Here is a 19,594-nt window from a genome sequence, read left to right on the forward strand (position 1 = left end):
TCGTGCCGATCGCGATGGAAGAGAAGCTGCGCTTCGCCATCCGCGAAGGCGGTCGCACCGTCGGCGCCGGCGTCGTCGCATCCATCATCGAGTGAGGCGCGGGCTTCGGCCCGCTCTTTGAGCCTATCAAGGAAAGGGAGCGCTCCACGGCGCTCCCTTTTTGCATTCGGGCCTGCCAAGATGGGGCTGCCGGGCGTCCTGGCGGCTCGCCCGCCTGGCGGGCGGAGGAATGCCCGCGCGCCGGTCCGCGAGGCTGCAAGCGTGATTCTCCGAACCGTGACGCCGAGTGCCCCGAAAGCCCGCCGCCCGTGTCGTCGCCCGAGACTCCGGATCGGCGGGTTCGTCCTCCGTAGGCTCGTCCTCGGCGGGTTCGTCCTCGCAGCGGCGATCGCCCTGTCGCCGGCGGCACAGGCTGCCTGCCCCGAGCGCCCGGCCTGCCGGGGCTGCGGCTGCAAGGGCGGGCCCGGCTACCGGGGGCCGGACGGGCGCTGCGCCAGTTTCGCGAATCTCGCTAAAATGTGCGGCGAACCGCCGACCGCGCGCTGCACGTTCGAGAACGCACCCGGTGCCGGTGCGAATCGCGATTGCGCCCTTGTGCCGCGCGCCGAAAATGCCGGCGGGCAGGGCCCCGCCAAACCAGAGGCGGGGGACGCGACGCGCGTTGATGTGGAGTGAGCAGGAAGGGCCGCTTCCCTCTCTTTACATATGAGAAGCGCCACACTAGGAAGAGCCCCGCCTGCTTCGCAGGCCGTAGGAGTGTAGCTCAACTGGTTAGAGCACCGGTCTCCAAAACCGGGGGTTGGGGGTTCGAGTCCCTCCACTCCTGCCACCCCTGACCGTGGGGTGGCAGGCAAGGCAGCAAACGTCCTTTGACGCGGAGCAGCTTTGCGGGCTATACGCCCGCTTCGCGCTTTTTTGGACGATCCGGGCGCGGTGAGCCGTTCGCGGCGATCCGGGCTACTCGCAGGTGATGGCGCGACACCCGCTTCAGAGGCGTTTCGAGACGAAGATGGCGAAGACGAACCCGGTCGAGTTCTTTCAGCAGGTCCGCGCGGAAGCCCGCAAAGTGACCTGGCCGACCCGTCGCGAGACGCTCATCACCACGGCGATGGTGTTCGTCATGGTCGTGGTAGCCTCGCTGTTCTTCCTGGTCGCCGACCAGGTTCTGAGCTTCGTGATCGCCCAGATCCTCCAGATCGGCCGGTGAGGAGAGACGCGATGCCCATGCGCTGGTACATCGTCCACGCCTACTCCAACTTCGAGAAGAAGGTCGCCGAATCGATCCGCGAGCAGGCAGGGCAGCGCGGTCTTACCGATCTGTTCGAGCAGGTGCTGGTGCCGACCGAGAAGGTCGTCGAGGTGCGCCGCGGCCGCAAGGTCGATGCCGAGCGCAAGTTCTTCCCGGGCTATGTTCTGGTGAAGATGGACCTCACCGACGAGGCCTTCCACCTCATCAAGAACACCCCGAAGGTCACCGGATTCCTCGGCGCGGACAACAAGCCGAGCCCGATCTCCGAGAAGGAGGCGATGCGCATCCTGCAGCAGGTGCAGGAGGGCATCGAGCGGCCCAAGCCCTCGATCAGCTTCGAGGTCGGCGAGACCGTCAAGGTGTCCGACGGCCCCTTCGCCTCGTTCAACGGCATTGTCGAGGAAGTCGACGAGGCCCGCTCGCGGCTCAAGGTGGCGGTGTCGATCTTCGGTCGCGCCACGCCGGTCGAGCTGGAATTCGGGCAGGTCGAGAAGGTCTGAACGCCGCTCCTCGCGGCGGTCATGTAGGGATGCGAAGGCGCGGCAGGGTCCGCGCCTTTTTCATATCCGGCCCACCGCGGGCGGGCGCGTTAGCCTGTTAACACCCCCGCCGCGCCGCCGCGCTCTATCCTCGCCCCAAGCCAAGGCCGCGCAGTGCGGCACGCCAAGGGAGGATAGAATGGCAGGCAAACGCATTCTGATGATCGTCGGCGACTATGTCGAAGATTACGAGACCATGGTGCCGTTCCAGGCGTTGCTGGCCGTCGGTCACACGGTGCACGCGGTGTGCCCGGACAAGCGGGCCGGCGACAGCGTGGCGACCGCGATCCATGATTTCGAGGGCGCGCAGACTTATTCCGAGAAGCGCGGCCACAATTTCGCGCTCAACGCCACGTTCGCGGATATCGATCCCGCCCGCTACGACGCGCTGGTGGTGCCCGGCGGCCGCGCGCCGGAATATCTGCGCATGAACGCGCGGGCCATCGAGATCGTCCAGCACTTCTTCGCCGCCAACAAGCCGGTTGCCGCCATCTGCCACGGCGCGCAGTTGCTGGCCGGCGCCCGGGTGCTGGAAGGGCGCACATGTTCGGCCTATCCCGCCTGCCGCGCCGAGGTGGAACTGGCCGGCGGCATCTATGCCGACATCGCCATCGACGCCGCGGTGACGGACGGCAATCTGGTGAGCGCGCCGGCCTGGCCCGCGCACCCCGCCTGGATCGGCCAGTTCCTCGCCGTGCTCGGCACCTCCATCGTCCATGGCGAGACGGTTACGGCGCCCCGTCAGGCGGCCTGACACACGCCGCCGGCTTGGCCCGCGGGCAATCGGACGCCGCGCTTCGCGTGGCGGCGGAAGCGGTCTATCATCCGATGGCGGAGCGTGGCTCCGTCATCGGTTCAGGAGGCGCTGCATGTGCAAGCTCTTCATTCAGGCCGATCCGCACCTGTGGCAGACGCGGCTGAAATCCGTGCGCCTGCATGGCTTTTCGACCAGCGTGCGGCTGGAGAACCTCTACTGGCAGGTGCTGGAGGAGATCGCCCGGCGCGACGACATGAGCCTGCCGCAACTCCTGGCCAGGCTGCATGAGGAACTCACCTTCGCCCATGGCGAGGTGGAGAACTTCTCCTCCTTCCTGCGGGTTTGCTGCGGCCGGTATCTCTCGCTGCAGCTGGAGGGGGATGTGCCGCGCGACCTCGGCACCTCGATCCGCAGCCTCGACGCCGACGCGATACTGGCCCGCGAGGCCAAGCGTGGTGGGGAACGCGATCAGGAACGACGCAGGGGCCATTCCGCTGTGGCGGGAGGCCCCGCCGACAGGGGCGGGGCGAGGGGCGGAGATATGGCCCGCGACGATACGGACCACGACAGAGGGCACGGCGCGCCCAGCCGTCGGCGCAGCCTCTCCCCGGCCGCCTGAGCAACCTGCCGCGAGGGAGCGGGCCCGATAGGGTGGGAGGCCTTCCCTTCGGAAGCGAAGTATTGTATGCGGAGCGCCGTGGCTCCCTGGAGTCGCATCCATACGCGGGAGGCATGCCCGGTTCGCCAGCCGGGACCAACTCATGCCGCGACCGCGACACTCACATGACGCCGCCCGCGATGAAGCCGTCGCGATGGCGTGCTTTGGCGTTTGCGACCGGCAGTCGCGACGCCGAGGAGTTGCCTCATGGCGAAAAAGGTTACTGGCTACGTCAAGTTGCAGGTGCCGGCTGGCTCGGCCAATCCGGCGCCGCCGATCGGCCCCGCGCTGGGTCAGCGCGGCCTGAACATCATGGAGTTCTGCAAGGCGTTCAACGCGCAGACCTCGCAGATGGAAAAGGGCATGCCGATTCCGGTCCTGATCACCGCGTATCAGGATCGCTCCTTCACCTTCGAGCTCAAGACTCCGCCCGTCTCCTACTTCCTCAAGAAGGCGGCCGGTCTCGCGACCAAGAAGAAGCCCGGCTCGGGCCACAAGACCCCGGGCAAGGGCTTCATCGGCAAGATCTCGCAGGCCCAGATGGCCGAGATCGCCGAGCAGAAGATGAAGGATCTGAACTGCGATACCGTCGAAGCGGCGGTCCGCATGATCGAAGGCTCCGCCCGTTCGATGGGCCTCGAGGTGGTGGGTTGAGCTGATGGCCAAGGTTTCCAAGCGTGTTCGCGCGGTGCGCGAAGGTATCGATCCCGTCAAGCTTTATGGCCTCGACGAGGCTCTGACGCTGCTCAAGGATCGCTCCACCGCCAAGTTCGACGAGACCATCGAGGTCGCGCTCAATCTCGGCGTCGATCCCCGTCATGCCGACCAGATGGTCCGTGGCGTCTGCAACCTGCCGAACGGCTCGGGCCGCACGGTGCGCGTTGCCGTGTTCGCGCGCGGCGCCAAGGCGGATGAAGCCAAGGCGGCGGGTGCCGACATCGTCGGCGCCGAGGATCTGCTCGAGACCATCCAGGGCGGCACGATCGACTTCGATCGCTGCATCGCGACCCCGGACCTGATGCCGCTCGTCGGCCGTCTCGGCAAGGTGCTCGGCCCGCGCGGCCTGATGCCGAACCCGAAGGTCGGTACCGTGACCATGGACGTCAAGGGCGCCGTCGAAGCGGCCAAGGGCGGCGCGGTCGAGTTCCGCGTCGAGAAGGCCGGCATCATCCACGCCGGCATTGGCAAGGCCTCGTTCCCGGTCGACAAGCTCGCCGAGAACATCCGCGCCTTTGCCGACGCGGTGGTCAAGGCCAAGCCGACCGGCGCCAAGGGCACCTATGTCCAGCGCGTCGCGGTGTCCTCGACCATGGGCCCCGGCCTGAAGGTCGAGCCCGGCTCGGTTCTCTCGGCGGCCAGCTGATGCCGCTCGCGATCACGGCCGCCCGTCGCGGTGCCGTGATCGTGGCGGGGCGGATTTGTCAAGCCCTCGGGACGATCCGGGGGTGACAAATCCCATTCGACCCTCTATATCGGCTGTTTCGTTCCCGGCGACGAGTCGGGGACGGTGATGACGAAATTCTAGGCTTTCGCCCGAGTGAAACCGGGCGAGGAGGCCGGCAGGGCTCGCCCTGTCGGCTTTAAGTCCTGTCCGAGACTGCCGGTGTTGCTTCGCAAGAGGCGGCTTAATCCCGATCCGGGGGCCAGCATAGACGGGGTACGACCGCGTGACGGGTTCCGGCTTCCACCGGGACTTGGATTTCGGCTCGAACCAGCGCCTTGGCCGGTTTACCGGTCCCAAGGGGACAGGATTGTAACCGCCGTCTCTCGGTTTCGAGGGGTGGCAAGGCGCAAACCCGGCGGGGGAGGTCCCCCTTCCTCGCCACCGGAGAGTAAGTGAAGTGGATCGCGCTCAGAAAGAAGAGCTCGTCACGTCGCTGTCCGGAGTGTTCAAGAGCACTTCGGTCGTCGTCGTGGCCCACTATTCCGGGCTCACCGTCGCCCAGATGTCGAAGTTGCGTCGGCAGATGAAGGCGAGCGGTGCGTCTGTGAAGGTGGCCAAGAACCGCCTCGCGAAAATTGCTCTCGAAGGTTCGGACGTCGCACATGTCGGCAACCTGCTGAAGGGGCCGACGATTATCGCTTATTCGAGCGATCCTGTTGCGGCCCCGAAGGTTGCCGTCGATTTCGCCAAGGCCCACGACAAGTTCGTGATCCTCGGCGGGGCGTTCGGCAGCACGGCCCTGAACGTGGATGGTGTGAAGGCTCTGGCCACCATGCCCTCCCTTGATGAACTGCGTGCGAAGCTGGTCGGCCTCATCCAGGCCCCGGCGACCAAGATCGCGCAGCTCAGCACCGCGCCGGCTGCGAAGCTGGCCCGCGTGTTCGCGGCCTATGCCAAAGAGAACGAAGCCGCGTGAGGCTTTCCCGGTAAGTTACTGGTTCGAACCGAAATTCAAGGAATATTACAATGGCCGACCTGTCGAAGCTCGTTGACGAGCTGTCCGCCCTGACCGTTCTCGAGGCTGCCGAGCTCGCGAAGCTCCTCGAAGAGAAGTGGGGCGTTTCCGCCGCTGCCGCCGTGGCCGTGGCGGCTGCTCCCGCTGGCGCTGCCGCGCCGGCCGTGGAAGAGCAGACCGAGTTCACCGTCGTTCTCGTCGCCGCCGGCGAGAAGAAGATCGAAGTCATCAAGGAAGTCCGCGCCATCACCGGCCTGGGCCTCAAGGAAGCCAAGGACCTGGTCGAAGGCGCTCCCAAGGCCGTCAAGGAAGGCGTGACCAAGGACGAAGCCGAGAAGATCAAGGCGCAGATCGAGAAGGCCGGCGCCAAGGTCGAGCTTAAGTGATCCTTTGATCACCAGGCGGTCGCCGGTTCGCCGGCGGCCGCTGCCTTCGGCGGTGCTGGAGGCGAAGGCGGGAAGCCCGACGGCTTCCCCGACGATCCCGGTGGGGGTCGTCCGGCGAGCCGTCGGACGCGTGACGGAAGACAGGTCGGTGCTGCAGAGCCGCAACCCTGTCCGAATGTTGCGCGATGATGCGTCGGTGCGCTTGGGGCAGATGCGGCCTCAAGGCGCGACAGGCGCGGACGGATACTCGGACGGAGCGAGGAGCGACATGGCGCAGACGTTCACCGGTCGTAAGCGGGTCCGCAAATTTTTCGGCAAGATCAAGGAAGTGGCCGAGATGCCGAACCTCATCGAGGTTCAGAAGGCATCCTATGACCAGTTCCTGCAGATCGAAGAGCCGAAGGGCGGGCGCGCGGACGACGGCATTCAGGCGGTTTTCAAATCGGTCTTCCCGATTTCGGACTTTTCGGGCGCGGCCATGCTCGAATTCGTCCGCTACGAGTTCGAACCGCCGAAGTACGACGTGGACGAGTGCCGCCAGCGCGGCATGACTTTCGCCGCGCCGCTCAAGGTGACGCTCCGCCTGATCGTGTTCGATGTCGATCCGGATTCCGGCTCCAAGTCCGTCAAGGACATCAAGGAGCAGGATGTCTACATGGGCGACATCCCGCTGATGACCTCGAACGGCACGTTCATCGTGAACGGCACCGAACGCGTCATCGTGTCCCAGATGCACCGCTCGCCGGGCGTGTTCTTCGACCATGACAAGGGCAAGACGCACTCGTCGGGCAAGCTGCTCTTCGCGGCCCGCATCATTCCCTATCGCGGTTCGTGGCTCGACATCGAGTTCGACGCCAAGGACATCGTATTCGCGCGCATCGACCGTCGCCGCAAGATCCCGGTGACGAGCCTGCTGTTCGCCCTCGGGCTGGACGGCGAGGAAATCCTCAACACCTTCTACGAGACGGTGCCCTTCACCCGCACCAAGGGCGGATGGCGCATGCCGTTCGATCCCAAGCGCATGAAGGGTTACAAGGCCGTTTCCGACCTGATCGACGCCGATACCGGCGAGATCGTGGTCGAGGCCGGCAAGAAGGTGACGGTCCGCCAGGCCCGCATGCTCGCCGAGAAGGGCCTCAAGGCCCTCAAGATGTCGGACGAGGAGATGGTCGGCCAGTATGTGGCCTCGGACCTGGTGAACCCCCAGTCCGGCGAGATCTATGTCGAGGCTGGCGAGGAAGTCAGCGAGAAGATGCTGAAGCAGCTGGCCGATCTCGGCTTTGACGAGCTGCCCATCCTCGATATCGACCACGTCAATGTGGGCGCCTATATCCGCAACACGCTCAGCGTCGACAAGAACCTCACGCGCGAGGATTCGCTGTTCGACATCTACCGCGTGATGCGCCCCGGCGAGCCGCCGACGCTCGATTCCGCGCAGGCCATGTTCCACTCGCTGTTCTTCGACAGCGAGCGCTACGACCTGTCCGCCGTCGGCCGCGTGAAGATGAACATGCGCCTCGACCTCGACGCCGAGGACACGGTGCGCGTGCTGCGCCGCGAGGACATTCTCGCGGTCATTCAGACGCTGGTTCAGCTGCGCGACGGCAAGGGCGAGATCGACGACATCGATCACCTCGGCAACCGGCGCGTGCGCTCGGTCGGCGAGCTGATGGAGAACCAGTACCGCGTCGGCCTGCTGCGCATGGAGCGCGCCATCAAGGAACGCATGTCGTCCGTCGACATCGATACCGTGATGCCGCAGGACCTGATCAACGCCAAGCCGGTTGCGGCCGCGGTGCGCGAGTTCTTTGGCTCGTCCCAGCTCTCGCAGTTCATGGACCAGACCAACCCGCTGTCCGAGATCACCCACAAGCGTCGTCTTTCGGCGCTTGGACCGGGCGGCCTGACCCGCGAGCGCGCCGGCTTCGAGGTGCGCGACGTGCACCCGACGCATTACGGCCGCATCTGCCCGATCGAGACGCCGGAAGGCCCGAATATCGGCCTGATCAACTCGCTGGCGACCTTTGCCCGCGTGAACAAGTACGGCTTCATCGAGGCGCCCTATCGCCGCGTGAAGGACAGCCAGGTGCAGGCCGAGGTTGTCTATCTCTCCGCCATGGAGGAGGGGAAGTACTACGTCGCGCAGGCCAACATCCCGCTCGACGCGGATGGTCGCTTCACGGAAGACCTGATCGTCTGCCGTCACGCCGGCGACGTGCTTCTGGTCACACCCGACCGCGTCGACTTCATGGACGTGTCGCCCAAGCAGCTGGTCTCGGTCGCCGCGGCGCTGATCCCGTTCCTGGAGAACGACGACGCCAACCGCGCGCTGATGGGCTCGAACATGCAGCGCCAGGCGGTGCCGCTGGTTCGCGCCGATGCACCCTTCGTCGGCACCGGCATGGAAGCGATCGTGGCCCGTGACTCGGGCGCCGCCATCGGCGCCCGTCGTACCGGCGTGATCGACCAGGTGGATGCGACCCGTATCGTCATCCGCGCGACGGAAGAGGCGGATGCCTCCAAGTCGGGCGTGGACATCTATCGGCTGCAGAAGTTCCAGCGCTCCAACCAGTCGACCTGCATCAACCAGCGTCCGCTGGTGCGCGTGGGCGACCGGGTGAAGAAGGGCGACATCATCGCCGACGGTCCCTCGACCGATCTCGGCGACCTGGCGCTCGGCCGGAACATCCTCGTCGCGTTCATGCCGTGGAACGGCTACAATTTCGAGGACTCGATCCTCCTGTCCGAGAACATCTCGAAGGGCGACATTTTCTCGTCGATCCATATCGAGGAATTCGAGGTCATGGCCCGCGATACCAAGCTGGGTCCGGAGGAAATCACGCGCGACATTCCGAACGTGTCGGAAGAGGCGCTGAAGAACCTCGACGAAGCCGGCATCGTCTATATCGGCGCGGAAGTGCAGGCGGGTGACATCCTCGTCGGCAAGATCACGCCGAAGGGCGAAAGCCCGATGACCCCGGAAGAGAAGCTGCTGCGCGCCATCTTCGGCGAAAAGGCCGCGGACGTGCGCGACACCTCGCTGCGCGTTCCCCCCGGAGTGACCGGCACCATCGTCGAAGTGCGGGTGTTCAACCGGCACGGCGTCGACAAGGACGAGCGCGCCCAGGCGATCGAGCGTGAGGAAATCGAGCGACTCGCCAAGGACCGCGACGACGAGCAGGCGATCCTCGACCGCAACGTGTTCGGCCGTCTGGCCGAGATGCTCGACGGCAAGGTCGGCGTGGCCGGTCCCAAGGGCTTCAAGAAGGATACGGCGCTCACCCGTTCGGTGCTGGCCGATTATCCGCGCAGCCAGTGGTGGCAGTTCGCCGTTGCCGACGATCACCTGATGAGCGAGCTGGAAGCGATCCGCAACCAGTACGACGAGTCCAAGAAGCGTCTGGAGCAGCGGTTCCTCGACAAGGTCGAGAAGCTGCAGCGCGGCGACGAAATGCCCCCGGGCGTGATGAAGATGGTCAAGGTCTTCATCGCCGTGAAGCGCAAGATCCAGCCGGGCGACAAGATGGCCGGCCGGCACGGCAACAAGGGCGTAGTCTCGCGCATCGTCCCGGTCGAGGACATGCCGTTCTTGGAGGACGGCACCCCGGTCGACATGGTGCTCAACCCGCTCGGCGTGCCTTCGCGCATGAATGTCGGGCAGATCCTGGAGACCCATCTGGGCTGGGCCTGTGCGGGCCTCGGCAAGGTGATCGACCGGGCGATCGAGCAGTATCGTGCGGCCCATGATGTCGCCCCGCTGAAGAAGGCGTTCAGCGACATCTACGGCAAGGACGAGACGATCGCCTCGCTCGACGAGGAGGGTCTGGTCGAACTGGGTTCGAACCTGCGCCGCGGCGTCCCCATCGCCACGCCCGTCTTCGACGGCGCGCGCGAGGCGGATATCGAGCGCATGCTGGAACTGGCGGGCCTCGACAAGTCGGCGCAGTCGACCCTGTTCGACGGACGCACCGGCGAGCAGTTCGACCGTAAGGTGACGGTCGGCTACATCTACATGCTGAAGCTGCATCATCTTGTCGACGACAAGATCCATGCGCGCTCGATCGGCCCGTACTCGCTCGTCACCCAGCAGCCGCTGGGCGGCAAGGCGCAGTTCGGCGGCCAGCGCTTCGGCGAGATGGAGGTGTGGGCTCTGGAAGCGTATGGCGCGGCCTATACGCTGCAGGAGATGCTCACGGTGAAGTCGGACGACGTCGCGGGCCGTACCAAGGTCTACGAGGCGATCGTGCGTGGCGACGACACCTTCGAGGCGGGCATTCCCGAGAGCTTCAACGTTCTCGTGAAGGAGATGCGTTCGCTCGGCCTCAATGTCGAGCTGATGAACTCCAAGACCCTCTCGGCGGTGCCGGGCGCGGGCGAGAGCCTGCCGGCCGCCGAATGACGCAATGACCTGACGCGCGGGCGCGGCCGTTCCGGCGGCGCCCGCGTGCGCCTTACGCGCCAAAGATCAGACTTTTCAGCGACATTCACCACCCGCGGCGGCGGGGGTGAGGTCCAGCCGAAGGAGACGGCGATGAATCAAGAGGTCATGAATCTCTTCAATCCGGCGGCGCCCGCGCCCACTTTCGATCAGATCAAGATCTCGATCGCGAGCCCGGAGAAGATCCTGTCGTGGTCCTTCGGCGAGATCAAGAAGCCGGAGACGATCAACTACCGCACGTTCAAGCCGGAGCGTGACGGCCTGTTCTGCGCGCGCATCTTCGGGCCGATCAAGGACTATGAGTGCTTGTGCGGCAAGTACAAGCGCATGAAGTACAAGGGCATCATCTGCGAGAAGTGCGGCGTCGAGGTCACGCTGTCGCGGGTGCGCCGCGAGCGCATGGGCCATATCGAGCTGGCCGCCCCTGTGGCGCATATCTGGTTCCTGAAGTCGCTCCCGAGCCGCATCGGCCTGCTGCTCGACATGACGCTCAAGGACCTCGAGCGCATCCTGTATTTCGAATATTACTGCGTCATCGAGCCGGGTCTCACCCCGCTGAAGGAGCGTCAGCTCCTCTCGGAAGAGGACTATCTGCGCGCCCAGGAAGAGTATGGCGAGGACAGCTTCACCGCCCTGATCGGCGCGGAAGCCATCCGCGAGATCCTGCGCGGCATGGATCTGGAGAAGATCGCCGGCAACCTGCGCAAGGAGATCGCCGAGGCGACCACCGAGCTCAAGCCGAAGAAGCTCGCCAAGCGTCTGAAGATCGTCGAGGCCTTCCAGCTCTCGGGCAACAAGCCGGAGTGGATGATCCTGACGCATGTCCCGGTCATCCCGCCGGACCTGCGTCCGCTGGTTCCGCTCGACGGCGGCCGCTTCGCGACCTCCGACCTCAACGACCTGTACCGCCGCGTCATCAACCGTAACAACCGCCTGAAGCGGCTGATCGAGCTGAAGGCGCCGGACATCATCATCCGCAACGAGAAGCGCATGCTTCAGGAAGCGGTCGATGCGCTGTTCGACAACGGTCGTCGCGGCCGCGTCATCACCGGCGCCAACAAGCGCCCGCTGAAGTCGCTCGCCGACATGCTGAAGGGCAAGCAGGGCCGGTTCCGCCAGAACCTGCTCGGCAAGCGCGTCGACTATTCCGGCCGTTCGGTGATCGTGGTGGGTCCCGAGCTGAAGCTGCACCAGTGCGGCCTGCCGAAGAAGATGGCGCTGGAGCTGTTCAAGCCCTTCATCTATTCGCGTCTTGACGCGAAGGGCCTGTCCGCGACCGTCAAGCAGGCGAAGAAGCTGGTCGAGAAGGAGCGTCCCGAGGTGTGGGACATCCTCGACGAGGTCATTCGCGAGCATCCGGTGATGCTGAACCGCGCCCCGACCCTGCATCGCCTCGGCATCCAGGCGTTCGAGCCGACCCTCATCGAGGGCAAGGCGATCCAGCTGCATCCGCTGGTCTGCTCGGCCTTCAACGCGGACTTCGACGGCGACCAGATGGCGGTGCACGTTCCGCTGTCCATCGAGGCGCAGCTTGAAGCGCGCGTGCTCATGATGTCGACCAACAACATCCTGCACCCGGCGAACGGCGCGCCCATCATCGTGCCGTCGCAGGACATCGTGCTCGGCCTCTACTACCTCACCATGATGCGCGACAACGAGCCCGGCGAGGGCATGGCGTTCGCCAACATGGGCGAGATCGACCACGCGCTCGCGGCCAAGGTCATCACCCTGCATACGAAGATCAAGGGGCGGTATATCGGCGTCGACGAGAACGGCGAGAGCGCCTCCAAGATCTACGAGACCACGCCGGGCCGTATGAAGCTCGGCGAGCTGCTGCCGAAGAACCCGAAGACCACCTTCGACGTCGTCAACCGCTTGATGACGAAGAAGGAAATCTCGAACATGATCGACACCGTCTACCGCCATTGCGGTCAGAAGGAGACGGTCATCTTCTGCGATCGCATCATGACGCTCGGCTTCTCCAACGCCTTCCGCGCCGGCATTTCGTTCGGCAAGGACGACATGGTGGTGCCCTCGAAGAAGTGGGACATGGTCGAAGAGACCCGCTCGCTCACCAAGGAATACGAGCAGCAGTACAATGACGGCCTGATCACCCAGGGCGAGAAGTACAACAAGGTCGTCGACGCCTGGGGCAAGTGCTCCGCGCGCCTCGCCGACGAGATGATGGCCGAGATTTCGGCGGTGAAGACCGACCCGGTGACGGGCCGCGCCAAGCCGATCAACTCGATCTACATGATGGCCCATTCCGGCGCCCGTGGTTCGCGCGAGCAGATGCGTCAGCTGGCCGCCATGCGCGGACTGATGGCCAAGCCGTCGGGCGAGATCATCGAGACGCCGATCATCTCGAACTTCAAGGAAGGCCTCTCGGTTCTCGAATACTTCAACTCGACCCACGGCGCTCGTAAGGGCCTCGCGGACACCGCGCTGAAGACCGCGAACTCGGGCTACCTCACCCGCCGTCTGGTGGACGTGGCGCAGGACAGCATCATCACGGTGCGCGACTGCGGCACGGAAAACGGCATCGGCATGCGCGCCATCATCGACGCGGGCAACATCGTTGCCACGCTCGGCTCGCGCGTTCTGGGCCGCACCGCGGCTGAGGACGTGATCGAGCCGGCGACCGGCAATGTCATCGTGCCGGCCGGCCATATGATGGACGAGGCCGATATCGACCGCATCAGCAAGGCCGGCGTGCAGGAGATCAAGATCCGCTCCGTGCTGACCTGCGAGGCCAAGAGCGGCGTCTGCGGCACCTGCTACGGTCGCGACCTGGCGCGCGGCACGCCGGTGAACATGGGCGAGGCCGTCGGCGTCATCGCGGCGCAGTCGATCGGCGAGCCGGGCACCCAGCTCACCATGCGCACCTTCCACATCGGTGGCGCGGCGCAGCTGTCCGAGCAGTCCTTCATCGAGGCGTCCTTCGAGGGTACGGTGAAGATCCGCAACCGCAACGTGGTGCGGAACTCGGAAGGCGAGCTGATCGCGATGAGCCGCAACCTGTCCGTCCTGATCATGGATCATGACGGCTCGGAAAAGGCGGCGCACCGCATCCAGTTCGGCGCCAAGCTGAAGGTGGATGACGGCGACGGCATCAAGCGCGGCCAGCGCATCGCCGAATGGGACCCCTATACCCGCCCGATCCTCACCGAGGTCGAGGGTACGGTGGGTTATGAGGATCTGGTCGAAGGCGCCTCGCTGAGCGAGACGGTCGACGAATCGACCGGCATCGCCAAGCGCGTCGTCACCGACTGGCGGACCGGCCGCGGTTCGGAGCTGCGTCCCTCGCTGGTGGTCAAGGGACCGGACGGCAAGGTGCTGAAGCTGCAGCGCGGCGGCGACGCCCGCTACACGCTGCCGGTGGAGGCCATTCTCTCCGCCGATCCGGGCTCGCACATCAAGGCGGGTGACGTTCTGGCCCGCGTGCCGATGGAAAGCGCCAAGACCCGCGACATCACGGGCGGTCTGCCGCGCGTGGCGGAACTGTTCGAGGCGCGTCGTCCGAAGGATGCGGCGATCATCGCCGAAATCTCCGGCACGATCCGCTTCGGCAAGGACTACAAGAACAAGCGTCGCGTTTCGATCGAGCCGCAGGACTCGAACGACGATGCGGCCGAGTACCTGATCCCGAAGGGCAAGCACATCCATCTGCAGGATGGCGACCTCGTCGAGAAGGGCGACTTCATTGTCGACGGCAATCCCGCGCCGCACGACATCCTGGCGATCAAGGGCGTCGAGGAACTCGCCGCCTATCTGGTCAACGAAATCCAGGAGGTCTACCGGCTGCAGGGCGTGCTCATCAACGACAAGCACATCGAAGTGATCGTTCGGCAGATGCTGCAGAAGGTCGAGATCGACGATGCCGGCGACAGCGACCTGCTGACCAACGAGCAGATCGACGCCTCCGAGCTGAATGAGATCAACGAGGTGCTGATCGCCGAGGGCAAGAAGCCGGCTGCGGGTCATCCCGTGCTGTTGGGCATCACCAAGGCGAGCCTGCAGACCCGGTCCTTCATCTCCGCCGCCTCCTTCCAGGAGACGACGCGGGTGCTGACCGAAGCTGCGGTGAACGGCAAGTCGGACGATCTCGCCGGCCTGAAGGAAAACGTCATCGTCGGCCGCCTCATTCCGGCCGGCACCGGCGCCCAGATGGCGAAGCTGCGCGTCACCGCGACGACGCGCGATGAGCTGATTACGGCGCAGAACGAGCAGGACAACGTGGCGAGCAATGCGCCGCAGCTCGAAGGTCCCGCCGCGGCGGAGTGATCCGCCCGGCAACGGCCCGGTGATCGGGACGTGACAGACAGGAAAGGGCCGCTCCTCACGGGGCGGCCCTTTTTCATTTGGCCCGGAGCGGGTGATCGAGAAACAGAAAAGGGCCGTCCCTTGCGGGGCGGCCCTTTTCATTGGCAGGCGCGCGGTGCGTCAGGCCAGTGCGAGGCGAACGTCGAGACTGCCCTTGGTCGCGTGCGAATAGGGACACACGACATGGGCACGGGCGACGAGGTCCTCCGCAACCGACCGCTCGATGCCCGGCAGCGCAATGGTGAGCGCGACATCCAGGCCGAAGCCCGCGCCATCATCGCGGGGGCCGATGCCCACCTCGGCGGTCACCGTGCTGTCCTCGGCCACCTTGATCTTCAGCTGACTGGCGACGAACTTGAGGGCGCCGAGGAAGCAGGCGGAGTAGCCGGCGGCGAAAAGCTGTTCGGGATTGTTGCCCACGCCACCCGGCCCGCCGAGCTCCTTCGGCGTGACGAGCTCGACCTTGAGCGCGCCGTCATGCGTAGCGGCAGAACCGGTGCGGCCACCGGTAGCGGTAGCCTGGGTCTTGTAGAGGATCTTCATGGCGAACACTCCAAGCAATGGCGCTTCCTGCGCCAGAAGGGAAAATGCGCGACAAATAATCGTGCGCGATATAAAATGGGTAAAGGAAGCGCCATCACTTGTCCAGCGAAAACTTATCGCGCAAACCATTGCGTGGCGACGGCATGGCACCTCATATGAAGGCGACAAACCGGAGCCGGCCATGAACCCGAGCGAGGGCCCCCTGCGGCCCGAAGACCTGTTCTGCTTCGCCGTCTATTCGACAGCGCATGCGGTGATGCGTCGTTATCGACCTCTGTTGGACGCGCTCGGCCTGACCTATCCGCAATATCTCGTCATGCTCGTGTTGTGGGCGGAGCAGCAGGAGACGGTCGGCGGGCTGGCTGACCGGCTCCTTCTGGATTCGAGCACCATCACGCCGTTGCTCAAGCGGCTGGAATCGCAGGGCCTCATCCATCGCCGGCGCAACCCGGCCAATGAGCGGCAACTCATCGTCTCCCTGACCGAAGCGGGCAGGGCGCTTCAGGAGAAGGCCGCCGAGATTCCCGCGGCGATTCTCTGCGCATCGGGGACCACGATTCCCCAGCTGAGCCGCCTGCGCGACGAGATGGTGCAGATTCGCGCGGCGTTCAGCGCGTCACTCGGGCCGGATGTCCCGCCGCAGGAGGGGCCAGAGGGTGGGGAGCGCGGATAATCGGGCAGGTGGTGGCGTCAGATCCTTGCGCGCGTCCCCGATTGCGTGAAATCTAACGTCGTCAAGGGCTGTCGCGCCCCTGTTACCTCACCAATCCACGCTTTGGGGTTGACGAAAGGCGAGTCGGCGCGTAGAAGCCACGTACTTTCACGGCAGGCGGTTGGATTTACCGCGTTCGGGCGTCTCGCCTGGACCCAGAATTCCAAGACGCTGCCGGGACGCATGCACGACCAAATCAGGCGCATGATCGCGCAAGCGGGTGACCTAACCGTCATTCGCGCGATCCTCTGGACGGTAAGCGCCCTCGGCCAGGAAGATGGCCGGCGGCGCTTGTTTCGTTCGCAGATAAGCCTGAATCGCCCAAGGGCGACATGTCGTGATGTCGGTTCCGAACCGTCGAGAGAAGCACATGCGGTTGTAGCCGCGGAATTGGGTTAGCGCGGGACATTCCTGTCCTGGCGCAGCGAGACGAAGGCGAGAGAAGTGCCGACGATCAACCAGCTGATCCGCAAGCCGCGGGAAGCCCAGAAGGCCCGGAACAAGGTTCCGGCGCTTCAGGCCAGCCCGCAGAAGCGCGGCGTTTGCACCCGCGTCTACACGACGACCCCGAAGAAGCCGAACTCGGCCCTTCGTAAGGTCGCCAAGGTCCGTCTGACCAATGGCTATGAAGTCATCGGTTACATCCCCGGCGAGGGGCACAACCTGCAGGAACACTCCGTGGTGATGATCCGCGGCGGCCGCGTCAAGGATCTTCCTGGCGTGCGCTACCACATCCTGCGCGGCGTGCTCGATACGCAGGGCGTCAAGAATCGTAAGCAGCGTCGTTCGAAGTACGGCGCCAAGCGGCCGAAGTGAGGATTGAACGATGTCCCGTCGTCATCGTGCAGAGCGTCGTGAAGTCACTCCGGATCCGAAGTTCGGTTCCGAGGTGCTCAGCCGCTTCATGAACGCCGTCATGTATGACGGCAAGAAGTCGGTCGCCGAAACCATCGTCTATGGTGCGCTGGATCTCGTCGAGACCCGCGCCAAGTCGGAGCCGCTGGGTGTGTTCACCCAGGCGCTCGACAACGTGTCGCCGGCCATCGAGGTGCGTTCGCGCCGCGTTGGTGGTGCCACCTACCAGGTGCCGGTCGAGGTGCGTCCCGAGCGTCGTCAGGCGCTGGCGATCCGCTGGCTGATCATCGCCGCCCGCGCGCGGAATGAGAAGACCATGGTTGAGCGGCTGTCGGGCGAACTGCTCGACGCGTCCAACAATCGCGGTACCGCGGTGAAGAAACGCGAAGATACCCACCGCATGGCGGAGGCGAACCGCGCCTTCTCTCACTATCGCTGGTGATGACGAAAGCCGGGACGAGGATCTGAAATGTCGCGCATTAATGCTATCGAAGACTACCGCAACTTCGGCATCATGGCCCACATCGATGCCGGCAAGACCACGACCACGGAACGGATCCTCTATTACACCGGCAAGAGCCACAAGATCGGCGAAGTCCATGATGGCGCTGCCACCATGGACTGGATGACCCAGGAGCAGGAGCGCGGCATCACCATCACGTCCGCCGCGACGACCGCTTTCTGGCACGGCAAGCGCCTGAACATCATCGACACGCCCGGCCACGTCGACTTCACCATTGAAGTCGAGCGTTCGCTGCGCGTGCTCGACGGCGCGGTGTGCGTTCTCGACGGCAACCAGGGCGTCGAGCCGCAGACCGAAACCGTGTGGCGCCAGGCCGACAAGTACAACGTGCCGCGCATCGTGTTCGTCAACAAGATGGACAAGACCGGCGCCGACTTCTTCCGCTGCGTCGAGATGATCATCGACCGCGTGGACGGCAAGCCGGTGTGCTGCCAGCTGCCGATCGGTTCCGAGAACAACTTCAAGGGCATCATCGACCTCGTCCGCATGAAGGCGGTCGTATGGGACAATGAAGAGCTCGGCGCGAAGTATCACGACGAAGAGATCCCGGCCGAGCTGCTGGACCAGGCGATCGAATATCGCGGCAAGCTCCTCGAAGCTGCCGTGGAACTCGATGACGAGGTGCTGACCAGGTATCTCGACGGCGTCGAGCCGGACGAAGAGACCCTCAAGGGCCTCATCCGCAAGGCCGTGATCGGCCGCGTGTTCAATCCGGTGTTCTGTGGTTCCGCGTTCAAGAACAAGGGCGTGCAGCCGCTGCTCGACGCGGTGTGCGATTTCCTGCCGAGCCCGATCGATCGTGGCTCGATCAAGGGCATCGACTTCGACACCGAGGAAGAGACCGTCCGCAACCCGAGCGATTCCGACCCGCTGTCGGTCCTCGCGTTCAAGATCATGGACGATCCGTTCGTCGGCACGATCACCTTCTGCCGCATCTACTCGGGCAAGCTCGAGACCGGCATGGGCCTGCTGAACTCGACCCGCGACAAGAAGGAGCGTGTCGGTCGCATGCTTCTGATGCATGCGAATAACCGCGAGGACATCAAGGAAGCCTATGCGGGCGACATCGTCGCTCTCGCCGGCCTCAAGGAAGTCCGCACCGGTGACACGCTGTGCGACCCGGCCAAGCCGGTGATCCTCGAGAAGATGGAGTTCCCGGAACCCGTCATCGAGATCGCGATCGAGCCGAAGTCCAAGGCCGACCAGGAGAAGCTGGGCATCGCCCTGTCGAAGCTGGCGGCGGAGGATCCGTCCTTCCGCGTGTCCACCGATTTCGAGAGCGGCCAGACCATCCTCAAGGGGATGGGCGAACTGCATCTCGACATCAAGGTCGATATCCTGAAGCGCACCTACAAGGTCGATGCCAATATCGGCGCTCCGCAGGTCGCGTATCGCGAGACGATCACCAAAAAGACCGAAGTCGACTACACGCACAAGAAGCAGACCGGCGGTACCGGCCAGTTCGCCCGCGTGAAGTTCGTCGTCGAGCCGAATGAAGTCGGCAAGGGCTTCGCCTTCGAGAGCAAGATCATCGGCGGCGCGGTGCCGAAGGAATATATCCCCGGCGTCAACAAAGGCCTGGAAAGCGTGCTCGGTTCGGGTGTGCTGGCCGGCTTCCCGGTCGTCGACGTCAAGGTCGAACTGATCGACGGTGCCTATCACGAAGTCGACTCGTCGGCTCTGGCCTTCGAAATCGCGTCCCGTGCGGCGTTCCGCGAGGCCCTGCAGAAGGGCGGCGCGGTGCTTCTCGAGCCGATCATGAAGGTCGAGGTGGTGACGCCGGAAGACTACACGGGTTCGGTCATCGGCGATCTCAACTCCCGCCGCGGCCAGATCCAGGGCCAGGACATGCGTGGCAATGCGAACGTCGTGAATGCGATGGTGCCGCTCGCCAACATGTTCGGCTACGTCAACACGCTTCGGTCCTTCAGCCAGGGCCGCGCGACTTTCACCATGCAGTTCGACCACTACGAGCAGGTGCCGTCGAACGTCGCTCAGGAGGTTCAGGCCAAGTACGCGTAATGCGCTTGACCTGAAACGGGGCCAACTTCAAAGGGTTGGCCCCAGTCTTTCGAGTGATTTGTATCAACATTGAATACGACCGACGGAGAGCCCCGTGGCCAAAGAGAAGTTCAACCGTTCGAAGCCTCACTGCAACATTGGTACGATTGGGCACGTCGACCATGGCAAGACGTCGCTGACGGCTGCGATC

The 19,594-nt window shown here is 64.6% G+C and carries 16 protein-coding genes, 1 tRNA gene and 1 pseudogene; 17 read left to right on the forward strand and 1 reads right to left on the reverse strand.

The window, feature by feature from the left end:
• The 12 genes and pseudogenes from FHS55_RS22765 to rpoC all read left to right on the forward strand — a co-directional run.
• On the forward strand, positions 1 to 95 hold a 95-nt coding region (locus FHS55_RS22765), incomplete at its 5' end, for an EF-Tu C-terminal domain-related protein (protein ID WP_131837545.1).
• A gap of 657 nt (positions 96 to 752) precedes the next feature.
• Positions 753 to 829, forward strand: a tRNA-Trp gene (locus FHS55_RS22770).
• A gap of 180 nt (positions 830 to 1,009) precedes the next feature.
• The gene (gene secE, locus FHS55_RS22775; RefSeq protein WP_183192159.1) at positions 1,010 to 1,207 is read left to right on the forward strand and encodes a preprotein translocase subunit SecE; all 198 of its coding nucleotides are present in this window, start codon (positions 1,010 to 1,012) and stop codon (positions 1,205 to 1,207) included.
• Between the two features lie 11 nt (positions 1,208 to 1,218).
• On the forward strand, positions 1,219 to 1,749 hold the full coding sequence (gene nusG, locus FHS55_RS22780) for a transcription termination/antitermination protein NusG (RefSeq protein WP_183192160.1): 531 nt from the start codon (positions 1,219 to 1,221) through the stop codon (positions 1,747 to 1,749).
• 178 nt (positions 1,750 to 1,927) lie between these two features.
• Entirely contained in the window at positions 1,928 to 2,542 is a 615-nt protein-coding gene (locus FHS55_RS22785) for a DJ-1/PfpI family protein (protein WP_183192161.1), read from the forward strand.
• Between the two features lie 115 nt (positions 2,543 to 2,657).
• Positions 2,658 to 2,999 (forward strand): annotated as a pseudogene (locus FHS55_RS22790) (ribbon-helix-helix domain-containing protein); the annotation flags it as partial.
• 411 nt (positions 3,000 to 3,410) lie between these two features.
• Positions 3,411 to 3,857, forward strand: a complete 447-nt coding sequence (gene rplK / locus FHS55_RS22795) for a 50S ribosomal protein L11 (RefSeq protein WP_183192162.1) — start codon at positions 3,411 to 3,413, stop codon at positions 3,855 to 3,857.
• 4 nt (positions 3,858 to 3,861) lie between these two features.
• Positions 3,862 to 4,566 carry a 50S ribosomal protein L1 gene (gene rplA / locus FHS55_RS22800; protein ID WP_183192163.1) on the forward strand — a complete coding sequence of 235 codons (705 nt, stop codon included), beginning with the start codon at positions 3,862 to 3,864 and terminating at the stop codon, positions 4,564 to 4,566.
• A gap of 478 nt (positions 4,567 to 5,044) precedes the next feature.
• The gene (gene rplJ, locus FHS55_RS22805; protein WP_183192164.1) at positions 5,045 to 5,563 is read left to right on the forward strand and encodes a 50S ribosomal protein L10; all 519 of its coding nucleotides are present in this window, start codon (positions 5,045 to 5,047) and stop codon (positions 5,561 to 5,563) included.
• A 50-nt stretch (positions 5,564 to 5,613) separates the two neighbouring features.
• The gene (gene rplL / locus FHS55_RS22810; RefSeq protein ID WP_183192165.1) at positions 5,614 to 5,988 is read left to right on the forward strand and encodes a 50S ribosomal protein L7/L12; all 375 of its coding nucleotides are present in this window, start codon (positions 5,614 to 5,616) and stop codon (positions 5,986 to 5,988) included.
• 268 nt (positions 5,989 to 6,256) lie between these two features.
• Entirely contained in the window at positions 6,257 to 10,387 is a 4,131-nt protein-coding gene (gene rpoB, locus FHS55_RS22815) for a DNA-directed RNA polymerase subunit beta (protein ID WP_183192166.1), read from the forward strand.
• A gap of 132 nt (positions 10,388 to 10,519) precedes the next feature.
• On the forward strand, positions 10,520 to 14,710 hold the full coding sequence (rpoC, locus tag FHS55_RS22820) for a DNA-directed RNA polymerase subunit beta' (RefSeq protein WP_183192167.1): 4,191 nt from the start codon (positions 10,520 to 10,522) through the stop codon (positions 14,708 to 14,710).
• Between the two features lie 159 nt (positions 14,711 to 14,869).
• Here rpoC and FHS55_RS22825 read toward each other — a convergent pair whose 3' ends face one another.
• A complete protein-coding gene (locus FHS55_RS22825) occupies positions 14,870 to 15,292 on the reverse strand; it encodes an organic hydroperoxide resistance protein (protein WP_183192168.1) in 423 nt (140 codons plus the stop codon).
• Between FHS55_RS22825 and FHS55_RS22830 the strand changes: the two genes are divergently transcribed.
• The 5 genes from FHS55_RS22830 to FHS55_RS22850 all read left to right on the forward strand — a co-directional run.
• Positions 15,291 to 15,965, forward strand: coding sequence for a MarR family winged helix-turn-helix transcriptional regulator (locus FHS55_RS22830; RefSeq protein WP_281379782.1), 675 nt, complete (start codon positions 15,291 to 15,293; stop codon positions 15,963 to 15,965). The genes FHS55_RS22825 and FHS55_RS22830 overlap by 2 nt on opposite strands.
• 483 nt (positions 15,966 to 16,448) lie before the next feature.
• Complete coding sequence (rpsL, locus tag FHS55_RS22835; RefSeq protein WP_018390597.1) at positions 16,449 to 16,820, forward strand: 30S ribosomal protein S12; 372 nt, start codon at positions 16,449 to 16,451, stop codon at positions 16,818 to 16,820.
• A gap of 10 nt (positions 16,821 to 16,830) precedes the next feature.
• Positions 16,831 to 17,301 (forward strand): 30S ribosomal protein S7, encoded by a 471-nt coding sequence (gene rpsG / locus FHS55_RS22840; RefSeq protein WP_183192169.1) that lies wholly within the window; start codon positions 16,831 to 16,833, stop codon positions 17,299 to 17,301.
• A 27-nt stretch (positions 17,302 to 17,328) separates the two neighbouring features.
• Positions 17,329 to 19,404, forward strand: a complete 2,076-nt coding sequence (fusA, locus tag FHS55_RS22845; protein ID WP_183192170.1) for an elongation factor G — start codon at positions 17,329 to 17,331, stop codon at positions 19,402 to 19,404.
• Positions 19,405 to 19,498: 94 nt separating this feature from the next.
• Positions 19,499 to 19,594 (forward strand): GTP-binding protein (locus FHS55_RS22850; RefSeq protein ID WP_244518008.1); only part of this gene is annotated, 96 nt, incomplete at its 3' end.

Source organism: Ancylobacter tetraedralis (assembly GCF_014195655.1).
GTDB classification, from domain to species: Bacteria; Pseudomonadota; Alphaproteobacteria; order Rhizobiales; family Xanthobacteraceae; genus Ancylobacter; species Ancylobacter tetraedralis.

Coding starts and splice junctions, on each gene's coding strand:
- secE (WP_183192159.1), top strand. CDS start 1,010: ATGGCGAAGACGAACCCGGTCGAGTTCTTTCAGCAGGTCCGCGCGGAA.
- nusG (WP_183192160.1), top strand. CDS start 1,219: ATGCCCATGCGCTGGTACATCGTCCACGCCTACTCCAACTTCGAGAAG.
- FHS55_RS22785 (WP_183192161.1), top strand. CDS start 1,928: ATGGCAGGCAAACGCATTCTGATGATCGTCGGCGACTATGTCGAAGAT.
- rplK (WP_183192162.1), top strand. CDS start 3,411: ATGGCGAAAAAGGTTACTGGCTACGTCAAGTTGCAGGTGCCGGCTGGC.
- rplA (WP_183192163.1), top strand. CDS start 3,862: ATGGCCAAGGTTTCCAAGCGTGTTCGCGCGGTGCGCGAAGGTATCGAT.
- rplL (WP_183192165.1), top strand. CDS start 5,614: ATGGCCGACCTGTCGAAGCTCGTTGACGAGCTGTCCGCCCTGACCGTT.
- rpoB (WP_183192166.1), top strand. CDS start 6,257: ATGGCGCAGACGTTCACCGGTCGTAAGCGGGTCCGCAAATTTTTCGGC.
- rpoC (WP_183192167.1), top strand. CDS start 10,520: ATGAATCAAGAGGTCATGAATCTCTTCAATCCGGCGGCGCCCGCGCCC.
- FHS55_RS22830 (WP_281379782.1), top strand. CDS start 15,291: ATGGCGAACACTCCAAGCAATGGCGCTTCCTGCGCCAGAAGGGAAAAT.
- FHS55_RS22825 (WP_183192168.1), bottom strand. CDS start 15,292: ATGAAGATCCTCTACAAGACCCAGGCTACCGCTACCGGTGGCCGCACC.
- rpsG (WP_183192169.1), top strand. CDS start 16,831: ATGTCCCGTCGTCATCGTGCAGAGCGTCGTGAAGTCACTCCGGATCCG.
- fusA (WP_183192170.1), top strand. CDS start 17,329: ATGTCGCGCATTAATGCTATCGAAGACTACCGCAACTTCGGCATCATG.